Below are 18,166 nucleotides of genomic sequence, written 5' to 3' on the forward strand. Positions count from 1 at the left end.
CTATTGCTCGGTAAGTGCAGGAACTGGCAAATTAACCAATTCGTCACCCAGCCCATATTCATCTAACAACTGCTGGTAGTCGCCCTTAGCACGGAGTTGGTACAAAGACTGTTGCAGTAGCTCGGCGGTTTGTCTGCCGCTGGCTTTATTCAGCGCTGCGTATAAGGGCAAGGTCAATACTTTTTGGCGTCGCTCAATTTTATCGGCAAGATGTTTTAGTAGCTGGGCTTTTTCTTCCTCCATGTTGATTGCCATCAACACACCGTCAACGCGCCGATGGGCAAGCATCATCAGGGCGTCTTCGATTTCCGTGACCGGATAATTGTTTTCTTTGTTAAAACGCTTGTCTGATAGCAGACGCTTTTCAATAGCGCTTTTACGAATAAAGGCCAGACGTGCTCTTTTAAACTGCATCGGATCTTTCAGATCCAGTGGCGGTGCATCAACTGATTGCCAAAGATACACATCCACATTCGCTAAAGGACCAACCCAGTAAAAGGCGTCTTCGCGCTCTTTGGTTCGGCCAATGGAATAAATCAGGGTGTGGGGGCTGTCTAACACTATCTGGTAGGCTCTGGCCCAGGGATAAAGAGCAATCTGATAGGCGAGCTGATTGTCTTCCATCATCCTTTTCAGCAGTTCGGTAGAAAAGCCGGTCAGATTGCCTTGCTGCTGATAATTAAAGGGGGGGAAATGCTCGGTAACCAGTTGCCAGGTTGGCGGCTCAGCCTGACTTGGCGCTGAAATAAGTAAAGTGCTAAGCAGCAGGCGGCCATACCATAACTTTGTTTTGCTCCATGCCAGCCGCAACCAGCCGCCATTACCTGTTCGTAAGGTAAGCTGTTGGTCACATAGAACTTGGGGTTGACTCATTCAGGCAGACAACTTTGGTTCGGCCCATCCAAGGCAATTGGAAGCGTTGTTCAATCTTGCGCTATTTATAGACAGGATGCAATAAGGGGGCTGGCTGGGGAAATTGCCGCCGGAGGACCCGGCGGCAGAGCGCGATTTACTCGTCGACTTCGGCGTTATGGTAGATGTCTTGTACATCATCACAATCGTTGAGCATGGTCATAAATTTTTCAAACATGGCCACGTCGTCGCCGCTTACCTTAGTGGTGGTTTGCGGTACGAAGGTAATTTCTTCGGTTTCAAATTCGATACCGTCAAAGGCTTCGCTCAAAGCGGTTTTGACTTTGTAGAACTCGGTATGCGGTGCAAATACCGTGACCATGCCGTCTTCTACTTCCACATCCGTCACATCGGCATCGGCCATCATCAGGGCTTCCAGTACTGGCTCGTCGTCGTCGCCTTTAAAGGAAAAAATCGCCTGATGATCAAACATGTGCATAACTGCGCCCGGTGCCCCAATTTTGGAATTGGTTTTGGTGAAACAGTTACGTACATCCGTAATAGTGCGGTTGTTGTTGTCGGTCAGACAGTCAACGATCACCATGCAGTTACCTGGACCGTAGCCTTCATAGCGCGCTGGGGTATAGTCTTCACCGCCGGCACCTTTGGCTTTTTCAATGGCCTTTTCTACTACGTGAGCAGGTACCTGATCTTTCTTGGCTTTTTCCATCAGTCGCTTCAGGGCAACGTTGGTATCAGGATCCGGGCCACCGTTCTTAGCTGCGACGTAAATTTCTTTACCGTACTTTGAATATACTTTGCTTTTGGCGGCCTGGGTTTTGGCCATCGCTACCTTGCGGACTTCAAACGCTCTACCCATGGGAATGCTCTCTCAATTGTTTAATTCGTGGGATAACCCCATTCCATTAGCTACCTGGAATCTGGATAACCAATCGAATGGGCATCGAAGGGCTGGGATTTTAACGCTATACGGGGCGTTTTGACCAGTTTTTGCTAGGTGCCTTATAAAGCGCCTTGGCAATTACGAACCGCTAGCTGCGGTCTTGGGGCGGCCATGCCAGAAACGGGCGGCCAAAAGCCCACTGATAAAACCAAATAAATGCGCCTCCCAGGAGATAAAGGGCTGACTGGGTAACACGCCAAACACCATTCCGCCGTATAAAAATCCCACAGCCAGAGATATCAGTAGTTTAGTGACCTGGCGGCTGTAAAATCCGGCCAGTATCAGAAAGCCGAACTGGCCGTAAACCAGACCACTGGCCCCGATATGATAGGAAAAACGGCCGAATAGCCACACCAGCAAACCGGTGCAGAGCACAATCCAGAGGCTGATCCAAAGTGTGCGTTTCAACCCGTATTCCAGCATAAGCAGCCAGAAAATAGCCAGAGGCACTATATTCGACAGAAAGTGTCCCAGGCTGCCATGTAACCAAGGCATAAACAAAATGCCGGGCAGTGAGGTAACTTCTCTGGGTAATATGCCAAATTGATTTAGCATACGACCGCTTAGCAGGTTGATAAGCTCTACTGCGGCAAAGGAGGCCAATAACCACAACAAGACTTTTAACTGATTTTTAAGCATATATTCTTTTCCTCACGCCTCACGCCTCACGCCTCACGCCTCACGCCTCACGCCTCACGCCTCACAATATAATATGAGGCAGATAGCGCGACATGTCCTGGGTAATGGCCTGGGTGTCTTCGCGCACCGAAATACCGGCGGCCTGATCGTTAACCAGCCAGGAGCCAATCAAGGTATGGTTGTCAGCAAAGCGGGGCAGGGGATGCCAGGCCTGATAGATAAAGCCTTCCTCACCATAAGGGCCGTCGCTTGCCAAAATGGGCTGGCTATTTTCCAGCACACTGATATTGGCGCCTTCCCTTGAATAAAGCGGCTTTTTCACCAGTTTGCCGCTGCAGTTGCCTGGTAGGTTATCTTCAAACCAAGCCGGTAATAAGTTGGGATGGTTGGGGAATAATTGCCACAGCATGGGGAGCAGGGCCTTGTTAGACAAGATGCTCTTCCACATCGGCTCTATCCAATTTACCTGAGCGCCAGGAATATGCTCGGCAAAGTCTTCGCGCTGCATAAACTCCCAAGGGTAGAGTTTAAACAAGGTGCTGATAGCCCGGTCTTGCATATCGGTAAATAAGCCCGTGTCGCTCAGACCTATCTGCTCAATAAAGACAAAATCATCCGCAAGGCCGGCTTCGCGTGCGCAGTCCTGCAAATATTGTACGGTGCCACGGTCTTCCACTGTGTCTTCACAGCAGGCAAAATGCATTTGCTTTATCTGGTAATGCTGGGCGATGTCGCTAAAGCGTCTGACCAGCTTTTCCTGCAGGGAATTGAATTGGTCTGCCCCTTTACTGATATGGCCCTGATTAACCCTGTCTTCCAGCCATAGCCATTGCCAGAATCCTGACTCATACAAAGAGGTCGGGGTATCGGCATTGTTCTCATACAACTTGGCCGGCCCTTTGCCCTGATAAGCCAGATCCAATCGTGAATAGAGGCTAGGGTCACGGCGTTGCCAGGAGTCAGCAATTTGCTGCCAGAAGGGCTCAGGAATCGCGAATTTTTGCAACCAGCGCGCATCCCGCACCACCACATCTACCACCTCCAGGCACATTTGGTGTAGCGTTTCGGTGGGGCCTTCTAAATCCTCTTCAATTTGCTTGAGGGTAAACTGGTAGTAAGCGCTCTCATCCCAATAAGGCTCGCCGTACATAGTATGAAAATAAAAACCGAACTCGGCGGCGGTTTTCTGCCAATGCGGGCGGGGGGAAATGGGCATTCTCAGCATAGATTAATGCTTTTCTTTGCTGGGTCTGTCTCTGCCCAGCTCGACAATAGTTTTTTCCTGGCCGATAAATTCAACCAGCACCTGGGTTACAAACACGTCCTGCACTTTGTTATTTTTGCCCCGGCCACTTAATTGTTGTAACAGCTTCACTTTTAGCACATCAACACTGTTGTCTTTGGCCAACTCGTTGGCACGGAGGGTTTTAAGGGTTGCTACCACAATCTCCTCAGCCTCCAGGCTGTCCAGGGTGTCCACATAAGTCTGCTCCCAGACAATATGTACTTTGGCGGTCACTTGGTACTCGCTGTTATTCGCTGGATTAACCCGGATGGTAGGTAGGGATTGGATTTGGCCGGCCAAAACCGGAAAAGCCAGCAGGCAGAGAAGGAATAGTTTTTTCATGCGACGTCCTGTGTAGTCAAGCGCAAAACCATCGAATTGCTATTTTGTAGAGTAACGCCGCCAACGGCGAACTAAGCCGCCGTTAGCCTTTACATTAAACCCCATGAGTGTTTGAGACTTTTAGCCTCCCCAACTCTTACTGCTGGATTTGCCCCAACTGGATTTCGCCCTGACGGTACTGCCGAAACCACCGCGTTTTATCGTGCGGTTTACCTCAGGCTTGGGTTTAAAGGCGTCTTTATCCACTTTTAAACGGCGGTCCTTGTAGTAGCCGTAATCATAGCCATCGGAGGTGGTCCAGCGGTAACGATAGGGAGAGTAAGGCGAATAGGACGTAAACAAGGGCTGTGAGTAATAGCCGCGTGGTGACATCAGATTTCCGAGCATAAAGCCCGCCATCATGGGCATAAAGAACGAGCCGCCAGAACTTTGCACCTGGTGGCATTGTTGCTGGCCAAAGTCGTACTCACAGTCTGCTGCACTAGTGTACTTTGGAGCGGTGCGTGACGCTTCTGTCAGCGCATCCTGATACGCCGTTGTGCACTGCTCGGTAAACTCTGGATTCTTGTCGATGCAATCATTGGCCGAGGTATACACCTCAGCGTCCTGACGATTGCCGCCACAGGCGCTTAAAAATACCGCCGCGACACCAACGGCCAGAGGCTTGGGCGCAAATCCTTTACGCATACTGGCCAGGTTAATACCTGACGAGCGTTTTCTGTTGGTTTGGGTCATGGCCGGCTCCTAGTATGACATGCAGGCCGCATTAAGCAGGCCTACGGCTACCGACATGGCTGCCAGCATCACACCGGCTGAAATTTCGTTATTGTTAATCCGCTCAACAATCTTGGGCATAAAGGTAAAACGTAGCAAGGCAAAGGCTAATAGCTGCGCAACCAAGGCTACCGCGCCCCAGATGGCGAAATCTATTAGTGAAACGGCATTGGTGGCTGCACCGGCCAGGGCCAGGCTGAATCCCACCATAGCGCCGCCAAAACCGACTGCTGCGGCTACGCTTTTTTCTTCCTTAACCAGCTTCCACTCATCGTGCGGGGTAACAAAGGCATAGAGGATCTTAAATACAAACAACAACAAAATAGATACGGCGAAATACAAGGCGAAGTTGCCCAGTCCGGCCAGTGATTGGCTAATTACGTCCATTTTTATTCCTTCTTTATTATCTCTGTTGTCATGCTAAAGCATGGACTGTTTGATTGATACACTGCGGTATGGTTCCAGGCCGTTAGCCATTTATGCGAATATCGGCCGGCTGCAGATTAAAGCCGGTACTGATGACCAGGCAACGGTCGGCGCGGTTATCGATAATTTTTTCCTCGCCACACACCAGCAAGGCTTCTACATCATCATGGCCAATCGGGCGCTCATAAAGCATCACAAACTGGTCGGTCTCGCTGATATCACCGTCTTCTTCATAGGTTTTCTCGGTCATCGCAACCGGGGGCGATTGCTCGCCAACCGCATCCCAGACACGATTGAAGCTATTCTCTTCCAAGCCATAAGACGGCTGCGAAATTTCGCTGTTAATCAGTTGCTGCCATTGGCTGTCTGAGCCCACTGTCTTGGTTTCATAAAAGTACCAGAGCTTTACATCGGTGATATGTTGTTCGGTGTCGCCACCATCCAACACCACTTGCAAAAAGGCGTCATCATCTGTGTAGAAACGCAGGATTTTACCGCCGGTATCCAAGTTTACTTCGCCCACCGCCTGAATCAGATGCGTACGGGCGGCGCCTTCAATGGTCAGCTCTGGTTCGAGCAAACGCAAGCGCAGATCATCCAGTTGAAATGAGCCGCCCAGATACAAGCCCATAATTTCTGGTGCCTTGGGACCCTTAACCGGCTCTTTTTGGCCGAACCATTTACTGAACATGCATACTCTCCCAGTCAATCTGACGAATACGGTTGACGGCAATGTAATAAAGTTTGTCACCGGCACTGAGCGATTTATCCAGCGGCGGATTAAGTTCTATGCGCTTTTGCTGGTCTGCCAGGCCTATTAAGGTAGCATCGTGCTTCTCTTTGAGGGCACGAAAAACCTGGCCAACAGTTAGCTTTTTGCCAAGCTCTGGCAGGGTGACCGAATACTGCGCCTGGCCCTCCTGCACGCTTAACAAATCATGATGCAAGGCACTTGAACCGGGATCAAAGGCCGATTTGGCCAGCATCTCTACCGCCACGCTGGGTGTGCATTCTACATTCGGACAATGGGTTTGCAGCAGGCGTGCCAGGCTCTCGTCATGAAAATAGGCCAGGATATGGCCATGTGGATTGCGCTGGTTGGCGTATAGCGCGGTGGTCATGGTGATATCGTCATGTTCGTTATCAATAATAATCACCGATGCCTGGCTGATGCAGGCCTTATTCATGTCGCCATCCTGATTGAATGATTCCACGCGCACAAACTCAATGTGGTCCGGCATGGGATTGTCTATTTCTGCCTTCACGCACAGCACAATACTTTGCTGCTCTGCGGTATGCTGGCGTTCACGCAGCAACAGATTAAGCAAATGCAAAGTGCGCTGGCCGTTCCAGCCCATGACCAGAATATGGTTATCTACATGCAGTTGTTTCAAACCTTTTACTCCTTTAAACCATTGGCTGGATACCCAGGCAGCGGCTCGCCCTAATATCAGGGCAAACAGGCTGAGGCCAACGGGGATAACAAACAGGGAAACGACATAGCGTCCGGCTTCACTGGCCGGAGACAGGTCGCCGTAGCCCACGGTAGAGCTGGTAACCACCAGGAAATACAGAAAATCGGGCCACTGGGTCAGGGCCTGCTCGTCGGCCCAGGCCAGCAATAACCAGCAGCTCAGACCATACAAAAAAAACGCCAGTACAATACTGTACCAGCGCATATCCTGGAAATAGCGGGCAACCAGCTTGCGTAGTTTATAAAACGTCAAGCTTGTATCTCCCTGAATTACTTGCCGAGTATACGGCTCAGCTCATCATCGGCACTGCTTTTTCCGCCTTTGATGCCCGCTGCCGCCAAGCGCGCTTCCAGATCATCATTGGACTCGCTACTGGCCAGCTCTTCAGCGGCTTCCAACTCGGCGCTACGCATAGTCTGGCGCTTTTGAATGCGATCCAGTGACTCGGTGGCCGTTTTCATCTTACTGTTGGCACCAAGGTGACGCGAAGAAACGGCGACCTGGGCTTTTTGTACCGACTCAGTGGCCTTTACCATATCTACCTGCTGCTCAAGACGACGTAGATTCGCCTTGGCTTGATTGATATTGGCCGCCAGTTTTTGCTCGGACGCTTTAAACTGATCCAGATAGCTTTGCTCGGTGTCCATGTCACCACGCAGCTCAACTACTTTCTGGGCACAGTCCAGCGCCAATTGGCGATCAGAATCCGCCGCCTGACGAGCGTGCTGTTCATAAGTGGCAATGGATTGCTGCAAGCTCTCTACTTTCTGTTGCGACAATTTGCACTTAGCCAGGATTTGCGTGCGAGCATGATCTGACTTGCGTAATTCTTCTTTGGCTTCACGGATTTCCTGTTCAAGGATACGGATAGCCTGACTGTCGGCAACCGCCTCGGCTGCTTCTGTGACGCCGCCTTTAACCGCAGTAATTAATTTTTTCCAAACAGACATAATAGGCTCCTCGTTACTTCAAATGATCCTGGTAGGCATCCAGGAATGACGCTACGTTTTGGAACAGTGTTTCGACTTCAATCACTATGCTTTCCGCTTTTGATTGCGAGCTAAGCGCACCAAAGGCGGTGTAATACTCTTCACCGGCCACTTGAGAAATGCCAACGGTAGTGAGTGGGAACAGCATATGGGTCTTGAGAATTTCGTCGTTCAGTGCAGCGCGGTCGCGGACCTCTGACGAACAGAACAGTAAGGTTTCCACAATAATCTGCTCGCCGCTGATAGCCAGCCAGGCATCGATGCCGTCTGAATTGGCAATCAACAGGCAATCTTCCTGTCTGGTTACTACCAGGTCATTGTGCTGTGTCAGCAGACTGTCAAGCTGATCAAGATCCCAGCTCATGGTTCACTCCTTCAGATTAAGGTAGTTGTGATAACTGCCACAAAGGCGGTCGTTAATTGCCGCTAATCTTAGTCAGGCAATTTCTTATTCGTCAAATTATTTTTTTCTCTTTTTGTATAAAATGAGTTCTTGTTGTAAATTATACGTCACGTTTAGTGGAGGTGAAGATGCAAAATCAAAGTGCCGATTGGCGACAACTGGTGCAAAGACTGATTAAAGCTGAAATGTCCAAGCGTGGCGTCAAGTATCAGGATCTGAGTGACAGACTGGCGCGCATTGGGATTAATCAAAGCGCAGATAACCTGCGAAATAAAGTTAACAAGGGCATTCTGGGGGCCGACTTGTTGTTACAAATTATTACGGTGCTGAATGTGCGTCGTATTGAAAGGGATGATCTGCTCGATATCTTCGCGGATATGGGGGTCAGGTTACCCGAGTAACCTGACCTGATGGCGGAAATCCTCAGACACAACGGTGTTTTTAAGTTATGAACTGGCAGCTTGATTGGATAGTTTGGCAATAACCACCGCCATACGGTTCTTCACTTCCAATAAGGTTTTGTTGTCCTCGGCGCAGGAGTCGGCGTGTACCCCGTTAAGTTTGGCGATATCCAGCAATTCCGACAGATTGGCCAATGCACGTTCACTGATCACAGCCTGCTGCCCCGCGGATTGGACTATTTGATCGTTTAACTGGGCAATCAAGTTGACGACACTGGTAACATCCTGCAGTTGGCTATTGGCCGCATGCACTTTGTCAACACTTTGGCTGGTCCGTTCTTGCCCTTGCTGAATAGCGCTGACGGCACTGTTAGCGCCACGTTGCACATTAGCAATCATTTGCTGAATCTCTTCTGTCGATTTCTGAGTGCGGGCAGCCAGAGTGCGGACTTCGTCTGCCACCACAGCAAAGCCCCGGCCTTGCTCGCCCGCCCGGGCAGCTTCAATAGCCGCATTCAGCGCCAGCAGGTTGGTTTGCTCTGCGATATCCTGTATCACGTCCAGCACCGAGCCAATCTTACGCGCGTCTTCATCAAGCTTAGTAATGACGTCGGCAGTATCCTGAATTTGATTCGAAGAGGCGGTAATGGCTTCAATGGTATGTTGCATGGCCTGAATACTGTCATCAGCCGCCTGGTTTGCCTGTCTGGCTGAATCGGCCGCTTTGTGGGCATCCGCTGCAATGGTTTGGCCTGTGTCTACCATACCCTGAACGGAAATCTGTACACTGTTGGTGCCATGGTTTTGCTCCATTACCCCCTGGCTGATAGCATTTGCGCTGTCCACCAAGCTGTAGCAGACCTTATCCAGATCTTTCTGCGTGCTGTCTAAGCCTTCGCAGATATTGAGGGTGTTCTGGCGCAAAATTTCAATGGCCTTGGACATCTGGCCAATTTCATCCTCGCTGTACACCAGTACTTGTTTATCGAGCTTGCCGGTGCTGACATCACGCAAATGGTTTATCAGCGTGGTGAGCGGTTTTACTACTTTGGCATTCATAAACCAGGCCGTCAGCGATGTTACTACAACAATGGCAATCAAAAGTCCTAGTGCGCTTATCTGCTTGGCAGATTGTGATGCCTCGCTGGTTTCTTTACTGCGCGTGATAATGTAGTTATGTAACTGCTCACTCAATTGTTCTAATTGCGCGGTGGGCTCACGGTCTATTCCTGCTACTGCCTTATCACCCGCGATATGGTTAAAACCCGCTTGTTGATAAAGCTGAAATCCATTCTGGTAACTCTTTAGCAACTGTTGGTGCGTATGCTTAAAGTCCTGCATGGTCTGTTTCAGATTATTGTCTACGGGGAGTGCCAGATAAGCGTCCACATCCTGCTGAATCTGTTTGTGATAGGTCTGAAAGCTGCTCCAGTATTTGTCACGCTTGGCCTGATCTTCGCCTCTAAGCAGAACATTTTTCCATTCCTGCACCTGGCGCTTGAAATTCAGATTAATCTTATCGGCCAGATTAGTGGCTCTGACTTCCTGCTGAATCAATTGATCGTAACGCTCAATTTCTGACGCCAACAGGGAGATACCGTATTCCGCCAGTAAACCAACCAGTAAGATGCCAAAGCCCAACAGTCCGATAATCTTAGAGCGTAGTTTTTTTAATTGTGCAGGTAGCATTTACACCTCTGCCGCTTGGTGCGACGTTAGAATTATTATTCAGCTTAACTTGAGAACAAAAGGTTATCGTTATGATCCAAAATGTAAATATGTGATGTGTTTATATTTACTCGGGACGAACCAGAGTATCGCTTTTAGCCCGGAAAAGGTGGGATTTTACCTGGCTTACCCCTAAAATATGCGGCCCTGATTGAAAGGCCGATTGCATGAAAGTATCTGATTTCCATTTTGACCTGCCCGATGAACTTATTGCCCGTTACCCAAAGGCACAGCGTACGGCCAGTCGTTTGTTGCATTTAAACGGCCAGGACGGACATATTCAGCATTTACAGTTTCCAGATGTTTTATCTCTGCTGGAAGCAGGGGACCTGTTGGTATTTAACAATACCCGGGTGATTCCGGCTCGGTTGTTGGGCCAAAAGGAAAGTGGCGGCAAAGTGGAAGTGCTGGTGGAGCGCATTTTGGATGAACACCGTGTGCTAGCCCATGTGCGCGCCAATAAGTCCCCCAAGCCAGGCAATGTATTGGTGCTTGAAGAGAAAGTACGCGCCGAAATGACGGCCCGCCATGATGCTTTGTTTGAGCTCACTTTCCTGCATGACGAACCTGTACTTACCTTACTGGAACGTTATGGCCATATGCCCCTTCCGCCTTATATCGACAGACCGGATGAGGATTCTGATAAAGAACGTTATCAAACGGTGTATAACCAAAAACCTGGTGCCGTGGCTGCCCCTACGGCGGGACTGCATTTTGATGACAACCTTTTGCAGGCTTTGGCGGTAAAAGGTGTGAATACGGCATTTGTAACCTTGCATGTGGGGGCCGGAACCTTTCAGCCGGTGCGGGTGGACAATATTCTCGATCATAAGATGCATTCTGAATATGCTGAGGTTCCTCAGGACGTGGTGGATGCTGTGTTGGCAACCAAGGCGGCCGGTAAACGCGTCGTGGCGGTAGGTACCACGTCAGTGCGCTCCCTCGAATCTGCTGCTAAGGCATCGCTGGACGCCGGGACTGAGCTACAACCCTTTTTCAGTGACACCGATATTTTTATTTACCCTGGCTACCGTTTTGAGCTGGTGGATGCCATGGTAACCAACTTCCATTTACCTGAGTCGACACTGATTATGTTGGTCAGTGCTTTTGCCGGTAAGACCCATGTGATGAACGCCTATCAGCAGGCCATCGAACAGGGCTATCGCTTCTTTAGCTATGGTGATGCAATGTTTATCAACAAGGCGGGGTAATACTGCCTGTTGAATGGACATGGCAGAAAAGGGTTACGCGCCTGGTCAGATCCCTTATAATCGCCGGTTGAGTTTGCTCGCGTGTAAAAACGTAATTTATCGGCTTCGGACTGTTTTCCGATTCGCCGTAGAGGATAACGATGAAATTTGAATTGATGACGACCGACGGCAAAGCCCGTCGTGGCCGCCTGGTGTTTGACCGTGGTGTGGTAGAAACGCCCGCCTTTATGCCGGTAGGCACTTATGGCACCGTTAAAGGCATGACCCCTGAAGAGCTGGAGGCCACCGGTGCGCAAATTTGTTTGGGAAATACCTTTCACCTGATGCTACGTCCCGGCACCGAGATCATGAAGTTGCACGGCGACCTGCATGACTTTATGCATTGGCAAAAACCTATTCTGACCGACTCAGGCGGTTTCCAGGTTTTCAGCCTGGGCGACCTGCGTAAAATCAGTGAGGAAGGGGTGACATTCCGTTCACCCATAAACGGTGAGAAAATTTTGCTGACGCCGGAAAAATCTATGCAAGTGCAGCGCGATTTAGGCTCAGACATTGTCATGATATTTGATGAGTGTACGCCTTATCCTGCTACCTATGAGCAGGCACGCACCTCAATGGAATTGTCGCTTCGCTGGGCAGAGCGCAGCAAGCAGGAGCATGGCGATAATCCGTCAGCGCTGTTTGGTATTGTGCAAGGCGGGATGTACGAAGATCTGCGTGAAGTGTCCCTCAAGGGTTTGGAGCGTATAGGTTTTGACGGCTATGCCATTGGTGGATTGTCGGTGGGTGAGCCCAAGGAAGACATGATCCGCATCCTGGACTCCACCGCACATAAAATCCCGGTCGACAAGCCCCGTTATTTGATGGGGGTGGGCAAACCTGAAGATATCGTAGAGGCGGTACGCCGCGGCATCGACATGTTCGACTGTGTTATGCCAACCCGTAATGCCCGAAATGGTCATCTGTTTGTGACGGACGGCGTGATTAAGATCCGCAATTCCAGGCATAAAACCGACACGGGGCCGCTGGACGAAAAATGTGATTGTTACACTTGTAAAAACTATTCGCGGTCATATCTACACCATCTCGATAAGTGCAATGAGATCCTCGGTGCACAGCTGAATACTATTCACAATTTGCGGTATTATCAGCGCGTGATGGAAGGGCTGCGAGCTGCCATTGAGGCAGGTACACTGGATGAATTTGTCGCCGAGTTTTATGCCCAAAAAGGCATGCCGGTACCAGAGTTAAGTTAGTTGGCCAGTGGGGTAGGATGCTCCACCATCGTTAATTCCTGATTAACGATGTCGCAAAGAAGACCACGCTTTTTAAAGCAATGTTGCCTTAAGGCAGGACGCCAAAAGGTAAATATAAAAACAAAATTAGGGGAAGTTTATGAGCTTGTTTATTTCTAACGCGTACGCCCAGGCAGCACCAGCAGGTCAGCAAGGCGGTGGCTTTGAGATGCTGATCATGTTGGGTGTGTTCGGCTTGATCTTCTATTTCATGCTGTATCGTCCGCAGGCCAAGCGTGTTAAAGAGCACAAAAACCTGATTTCCTCGCTGGGTAAAGGGGATGAAGTGCTGACCCAAGGTGGTCTGGTTGGTCGTATCACTAAAGTGGGCGACGACAAAGACTTCATCGAAATCGCCCTGAACGATACCACTAATATTGTGGTACAGAAGGCGTCGGTATCGGCGGTACTTCCCAAAGGTACGATGAAAAACATCTGACAATAATGAAGAGGCGACCAGTTCGCCTCTTTAATTTTTGCTGAGTATTGAAGGATAAGTTCGTGTTAAACAAATACCCGATGTGGAAGTACCTGATGGTGATCATAGTGATCGCTGTTTGTGCACTTTACGCCTCGCCCAATTTATACGGCGAAGATTATGCGGTACAGGTTTCCGCCAGCCGCAATGCCGAAGTGGATACCCGACTGTTTGAGCAGGTAAAAGAACAGCTGCAGCAAGACGGTATCGACATTAAAAGTATTGCGCTGGAAGAGTCACACCTTTTGGTTCGCCTGAAAAGCGGTGACGACCAGTTAGTGGTGAAAGAGAAACTGGAAGCCAGCCTGGGCAACAATTATGTTGTGGCTCTTAACCTTGCACCAGCGACACCGGAGTGGTTAGAAGGCTTAGGTGCCAGCCCCATGAAGTTGGGCTTGGATTTGCGTGGTGGCGTACACTTCCTGATGGAAGTGGATATGAAAGCGGCTATCACCCGCTCCATCGAACAGATGGAAGATGATTTTCGTAACAGCTTGCGTGAAGAAAAGCTGCGCTACCGCCGTGTTGAACAAAAATCCGACCGCGTAGACGTACAATTCCGCGATCAGGAAACCCTGGACCAGGCGATTACCTTCCTGGAAAAGAGCAATCCGGGTGTGCTGTTTAAAGATGAAGGCGATCTGTTGATGACCGCTACGTTATCTGAGCTGCGGCTGAAGGAAATTCGCGAGTACGCGCTGAAACAGAACATCACCATCATGCGCAACCGGGTTAACCAACTTGGTGTGGCTGAGCCAGTTATCCAGCGTCAGGGTTCTGATCGTATTGTGGTGCAATTACCTGGTATTCAAGACACTGCGCGTGCTAAAGAAATCCTTAACGCTACGGCTACCTTGCAGTTCCGTATGGTAGATATCGAACATGATGTTCGGGATGCGGTAGAAGGTCGTGTGCCGCCCGGTGCTCAATTGTTGATGGATCGTAAGGGGCAACCACAATTGCTGGATAAGCGTATTATGCTGACCGGTGATCATATCGTTGATGCCAGCAGCAGCTTTGACGAGTACGGGCGTCCGCAAGTAAATATCAAGCTGGATTCAGAGGGCGGCAATAAGATGTCGCGTGGTACGAAGGACAATATCGGTAAGCCGATGGCGACGGTATTTATTGAGTACAAACCTACCAGCGAAAAAGACAAAGACGGCAAGATCGTATTTGAGAAGCATGAGGAAGTGATCAACGTTGCTACTATTCAGGCGCGCTTGGGTAATAGCTTCCGTATTACCGGCATTGATTCACCTGCTGAAGCGCAAAATCTGTCACTGTTGTTGCGTGCAGGGGCTTTGGTTGCGCCCATTTCTATTGTTGAAGAGCGCACAGTAGGGCCAAGCCTGGGACAGGAAAATATCGAATTGGGTATGCAGGCGATTTTCTGGGGGTTGGTGCTAATTCTGGCCTTTATGCCTATCTACTATCGTAAATTCGGTTTAGTGGCCAATACCGCACTGCTGGCTAACCTGGTGATGATCATTGGTGTGATGTCTATGATCCCTGGCGCTACCCTGACGTTGCCTGGCATGGCGGGTATCGTACTGACCGTTGGTATGGCGGTAGATGCAAATGTTCTGATCTTCGAGCGTATTCGTGAAGAGCTTCGTGATGGCCGTAGCCCGCAGCAGGCGATTCATCATGGTTATGACAGTGCCTTGTCAACCATTGCTGATGCCAACATTACTACGCTGATTGCCGCGGTAATACTGTTCGCTGTGGGTACTGGTCCAGTGAAAGGTTTCTCTATCACCTTGGCTATCGGTATTCTGACGTCCATGTTCACGGCGATTGTGGGCACGCGAGCCATCGTTAACGCGGTTTGGGGCGGCAAGCGTCTCAACAACCTGTCCATTTAAGGGAGATAAAGATGAGAATTTTTGATTTCGATAAAGAAGTCCGCTTTATGTCCCTACGCTGGCCAGCGATGATTTTTTCCACCCTGTTGATCCTTGGCTCTATTGTGTCACTGGCGGTGAATCAGTTGAACTGGGGCCTGGATTTTACCGGTGGTACAGTCATTGAGGTGGGTTACCAGCAGCCAGCAAAACTGGAACAGGTGCGTAAGCAATTGAACGAAGTCGGTTTTGGCGATGCCGTGGTACAGCACTTCGGCAGCTCTGAAGACGTTTTGATTCGCTTGGCACCCCGTGAAGGCGTTAAGTCAGATACCTTGGGCGATCAGGTGATGGCTGCCTTACGCGCAAGCGGCGAGCAAGTGGATATGCGCCGTATTGAGTTTGTTGGTCCGCAGGTGGGGGAAGAATTGACCGAGCAGGGTGGCCTGGCCATGCTGGTGGCATTGGTCTGTATCCTGATGTACGTGGCGATGCGCTTTGAATGGCGTTTTGGTCTGGGCTCCGTTGCGGCGTTAGCGCACGACGTAATCATTACCTTAGGCCTGTTCTCAGTATTACAGCTGGAATTCGACCTGACGGTACTGGCGGCGGTGTTGGCGGTAATAGGTTACTCGCTTAACGATACCATTGTTGTGATGGACCGAATCCGTGAAAACTTCCGTAAGCTGAGAAAGGGCGAGCCTGAGGAAGTTATCAATATTTCTCTGACTCAGACCATGAGCCGTACCATCATTACCTCAGGTACGACATTATTGGTGCTGCTGGCCTTGTTCTTTAAAGGCGGTGCGCTGATCCATGGCTTTGCTACGGCATTACTGTTCGGTATTTTTGTCGGTACCTATTCATCAATCTATATCGCCAGTTCGGTAGCCCTGATGTTAGGTATCAGTAAAGAAGACCTGATGCCCACAGAAGTAGAGAAAGAAGGCGCAGATCTCGATCCTCTGCCTTAATCTAAGTGACCCGGCCCAGCACGGGCCGGGCTATTTCACGGTTGTGAAATAGCCTTCCTTGCGTTAGCTTCTTATTACAAGTCGTTATTTTTTGCCAAGAATGGCGAATTCATGAAAATACCTTATTTGCTTATTGGATTAGGCTTTTCTGCAAATCTGGCCGCCCAGCAGGGCAATCAGGAAGAACTGTTCGCGTTGTCTTTTGAGCAGCTTCTCAATGTTGAGGTTCAAACACCCGGTAAGTTTAGCCAGCCGTTAGATAGCGCTCCTGGCGTCACGACAGTTATCACCCGTGAGGAAATTCAGGCACTGGGAGGGACATCATTGTCGGACGTGCTGGAGCGGGTTCCTGGCTTGTTGATGATGGGATCATTCTTTTACCCGAATAACCTGGCGATTATCCGAGGCTTACAGCTAACCCATTCAAATAACGAAGTGTTACTTCTGATAAACGGGCGACCAGTTCGCGACAGTTTTACCGGCGGTGAGAATTTCGCTTTTTATACTGCCTTTCCGGTAAACAGCTTGGAGCGCATTGAAATTGTCCGGGGGCCGGGGTCGGTGTTGTATGGTAGCAATGCCTTTGCTGGTGTTATTAATCTGGTCACTCAAGCGCCGGAATCACTAGGTGGGGTTAAAGCGGCAGCAGGCAACCTGGGTAGCCAGGAGCTACAAGTTCACGATGCAGTAATGGGGCATGACGGATTTTTGCAGTGGTCTGCGCGTTTTTATCAGGACAATGGTTGGCGTTTTGAAGCGCGTGATAATAACGGTAACCCCGGACACTTTGAGGCCCGCCAGCAAAATCATGCCTTGATGTTGCAGGGCGAATGGCAACACTGGCGTTTGAGCGCGATGAATCTGGTTAGTGAGCAAGGTTTCTGGGGCAGTGTGTCCAACTGGCAAGGGCCGGCGCAGGATTTCCGCCAGGTTCGCTCCAGACGTTCACTGCTTGAACTGGGGCGCAGTTGGGATGTAACCGCGCAATTACGTCTGGATACTGACCTTAGTTACAATGCATCGCGTTTTAGTCATTACAACTACAATGCCAACTCAGATAATCTGTTATTCGAAGCGCTGCTTGATTATGACCTGCTGGAGCAGGGGCGATGGCTGCTGGGCGGTACAGCCTGGCGGCAAAAAGTCAGCACAGAGCCGGGTTTAGCTGCCGCGCCTATTCCGCGTTTTTCACGTACCTGGTATAGCTTGTACAGCCAGTATCAGACCGCATCGGATGACGCCCTGAACTGGAGTTTTGGCGCCCAGTACAACAAAGTGCCCGATGTCGATGCCAATTATGAATTGCGTGCCGGCGTGGTTTATCGACTGAATGAACGCAGTGGCGTTAAGTTAGATTACGGTGGTGCCTTTCGCGCGGCCTATGGGGTGGAAACCCACTTTAACCTCATTGTTTGTTGCGACCAGCAGGGTAACAACACGGGAGGATTGCGGGGTAATCCTCAGTTAGAACCCGAACGAATCGCGACCATTAACCTACAGTACTACCGCACTACAGAAAACAGTCGCCATGCGCTGACCTTGTTTCACAGTGATTTGTCTAATTTAGTTTCGCGCTTACGTGCCAGTGATAAGGTTCTGGATTTTGTCAATATGGGCAAACTGCATAGCAAAGGGCTGGAGCTGGAAGGCAGGTGGCTGTTTGATGCGGGACAGTTGAATTACTCCTATAGCTATCAGCGCAATGAATCTGAAGGGAAACAAGACTACACCCTAATGCCGAATCATATGCTCAAATGGAGTCTGATTTATGCCCTGGGTCAGGACTGGCATCTCGGTTTACAGCACAGTTGGTTTAGTGCTTTTCATTCCAATCAAATTCGAAATTCCAATACCAAATTCTACAATCCGGAACCTAGTCCGTATCACTTAGTCAGTTTTAAGCTTTCACATCACCTTTACTGGTGGCAACACGACGCTGAATTGGCACTGACGGTCAGTAACTTACTGGACGAAGAGGTATATCAGCCCGAGATAGCCGGTCGTACGATAAACAGTCACCCTATGCGCAGTGGCCTCCGAGCGAATCTGGGATTGACCTTGAGTTGGTAAGAAAAAGGGGACT

The 18,166-nt window shown here is 49.9% G+C and carries 19 protein-coding genes; 7 read left to right on the forward strand and 12 right to left on the reverse strand.

Features of this window, described 5'->3' with window-relative positions; all coding sequences use genetic code 11:
- The 11 genes from J0A65_RS02735 to J0A65_RS02785 all read right to left on the reverse strand — a co-directional run bounded on the left by J0A65_RS02735 (position 1) and on the right by J0A65_RS02785 (position 8,110).
- A complete protein-coding gene (locus tag J0A65_RS02735) occupies positions 1 to 873 on the reverse strand; it encodes a substrate-binding periplasmic protein (RefSeq protein WP_206592594.1) in 873 nt (290 codons plus the stop codon).
- 136 nt (positions 874 to 1,009) lie between these two features.
- Positions 1,010 to 1,732, reverse strand: coding sequence for a YebC/PmpR family DNA-binding transcriptional regulator (locus J0A65_RS02740; protein ID WP_206592595.1), 723 nt, complete (start codon positions 1,730 to 1,732; stop codon positions 1,010 to 1,012).
- A 162-nt stretch (positions 1,733 to 1,894) separates the two neighbouring features.
- Positions 1,895 to 2,455 carry a rhomboid family intramembrane serine protease gene (locus J0A65_RS02745; RefSeq protein WP_206592596.1) on the reverse strand — a complete coding sequence of 187 codons (561 nt, stop codon included), beginning with the start codon at positions 2,453 to 2,455 and terminating at the stop codon, positions 1,895 to 1,897.
- A gap of 61 nt (positions 2,456 to 2,516) precedes the next feature.
- Complete coding sequence (locus J0A65_RS02750) at positions 2,517 to 3,680, reverse strand: glutathionylspermidine synthase family protein (RefSeq protein WP_206592597.1); 1,164 nt, start codon at positions 3,678 to 3,680, stop codon at positions 2,517 to 2,519.
- Positions 3,681 to 3,683: 3 nt separating this feature from the next.
- Positions 3,684 to 4,082: a hypothetical protein gene (locus J0A65_RS02755; protein WP_206592598.1), complete on the reverse strand. Its 399-nt coding sequence runs from the start codon at positions 4,080 to 4,082 to the stop codon at positions 3,684 to 3,686.
- A gap of 120 nt (positions 4,083 to 4,202) precedes the next feature.
- Positions 4,203 to 4,817, reverse strand: a complete 615-nt coding sequence (locus J0A65_RS02760; protein ID WP_206592599.1) for a DUF1190 family protein — start codon at positions 4,815 to 4,817, stop codon at positions 4,203 to 4,205.
- A gap of 9 nt (positions 4,818 to 4,826) precedes the next feature.
- Positions 4,827 to 5,243, reverse strand: coding sequence for a DUF350 domain-containing protein (locus J0A65_RS02765; RefSeq protein ID WP_206592600.1), 417 nt, complete (start codon positions 5,241 to 5,243; stop codon positions 4,827 to 4,829).
- Positions 5,244 to 5,325: 82 nt separating this feature from the next.
- A complete protein-coding gene (locus J0A65_RS02770; RefSeq protein ID WP_206592601.1) occupies positions 5,326 to 5,973 on the reverse strand; it encodes a YjfK family protein in 648 nt (215 codons plus the stop codon).
- The gene (locus J0A65_RS02775; RefSeq protein ID WP_206592912.1) at positions 5,963 to 6,961 is read right to left on the reverse strand and encodes a potassium channel family protein; all 999 of its coding nucleotides are present in this window, start codon (positions 6,959 to 6,961) and stop codon (positions 5,963 to 5,965) included. The genes J0A65_RS02770 and J0A65_RS02775 overlap by 11 nt, the downstream gene beginning before the upstream one ends.
- A gap of 65 nt (positions 6,962 to 7,026) precedes the next feature.
- Positions 7,027 to 7,707, reverse strand: coding sequence for a PspA/IM30 family protein (locus J0A65_RS02780; RefSeq protein WP_206592602.1), 681 nt, complete (start codon positions 7,705 to 7,707; stop codon positions 7,027 to 7,029).
- 13 nt (positions 7,708 to 7,720) lie between these two features.
- Positions 7,721 to 8,110 (reverse strand): YjfI family protein, encoded by a 390-nt coding sequence (locus J0A65_RS02785; RefSeq protein ID WP_206592603.1) that lies wholly within the window; start codon positions 8,108 to 8,110, stop codon positions 7,721 to 7,723.
- A gap of 167 nt (positions 8,111 to 8,277) precedes the next feature.
- Here J0A65_RS02785 and J0A65_RS02790 point away from each other — a divergent pair, with 167 nt between their 5' ends.
- Positions 8,278 to 8,550 carry a DUF6471 domain-containing protein gene (locus tag J0A65_RS02790; RefSeq protein WP_206592604.1) on the forward strand — a complete coding sequence of 91 codons (273 nt, stop codon included), beginning with the start codon at positions 8,278 to 8,280 and terminating at the stop codon, positions 8,548 to 8,550.
- A 45-nt stretch (positions 8,551 to 8,595) separates the two neighbouring features.
- Here the strand turns inward: J0A65_RS02790 and J0A65_RS02795 are convergent, their stop codons facing one another.
- Positions 8,596 to 10,239, reverse strand: a complete 1,644-nt coding sequence (locus J0A65_RS02795; protein WP_206592605.1) for a methyl-accepting chemotaxis protein — start codon at positions 10,237 to 10,239, stop codon at positions 8,596 to 8,598.
- 206 nt (positions 10,240 to 10,445) lie between these two features.
- Here J0A65_RS02795 and queA point away from each other — a divergent pair, with 206 nt between their 5' ends.
- From queA to J0A65_RS02825, 6 genes are all read left to right on the forward strand, one after another.
- Positions 10,446 to 11,489 (forward strand): tRNA preQ1(34) S-adenosylmethionine ribosyltransferase-isomerase QueA, encoded by a 1,044-nt coding sequence (gene queA / locus J0A65_RS02800; RefSeq protein WP_206592606.1) that lies wholly within the window; start codon positions 10,446 to 10,448, stop codon positions 11,487 to 11,489.
- Between the two features lie 140 nt (positions 11,490 to 11,629).
- The gene (gene tgt, locus J0A65_RS02805) at positions 11,630 to 12,745 is read left to right on the forward strand and encodes a tRNA guanosine(34) transglycosylase Tgt (RefSeq protein WP_206592607.1); all 1,116 of its coding nucleotides are present in this window, start codon (positions 11,630 to 11,632) and stop codon (positions 12,743 to 12,745) included.
- Between the two features lie 139 nt (positions 12,746 to 12,884).
- Positions 12,885 to 13,223, forward strand: a complete 339-nt coding sequence (gene yajC, locus J0A65_RS02810; protein WP_206592608.1) for a preprotein translocase subunit YajC — start codon at positions 12,885 to 12,887, stop codon at positions 13,221 to 13,223.
- A 62-nt stretch (positions 13,224 to 13,285) separates the two neighbouring features.
- Entirely contained in the window at positions 13,286 to 15,130 is a 1,845-nt protein-coding gene (secD, locus tag J0A65_RS02815; protein WP_206592609.1) for a protein translocase subunit SecD, read from the forward strand.
- An 11-nt stretch (positions 15,131 to 15,141) separates the two neighbouring features.
- A complete protein-coding gene (gene secF, locus J0A65_RS02820; protein ID WP_206592610.1) occupies positions 15,142 to 16,083 on the forward strand; it encodes a protein translocase subunit SecF in 942 nt (313 codons plus the stop codon).
- A gap of 111 nt (positions 16,084 to 16,194) precedes the next feature.
- Positions 16,195 to 18,153, forward strand: coding sequence for a TonB-dependent receptor plug domain-containing protein (locus tag J0A65_RS02825; protein WP_206592611.1), 1,959 nt, complete (start codon positions 16,195 to 16,197; stop codon positions 18,151 to 18,153).
- The last annotated feature ends 13 nt before the right edge of the window (positions 18,154 to 18,166 follow it).

Source organism: Bowmanella yangjiangensis (assembly GCF_017255015.1).
Taxonomy (GTDB): Bacteria; Pseudomonadota; Gammaproteobacteria; order Enterobacterales; family Alteromonadaceae; genus Bowmanella; species Bowmanella yangjiangensis.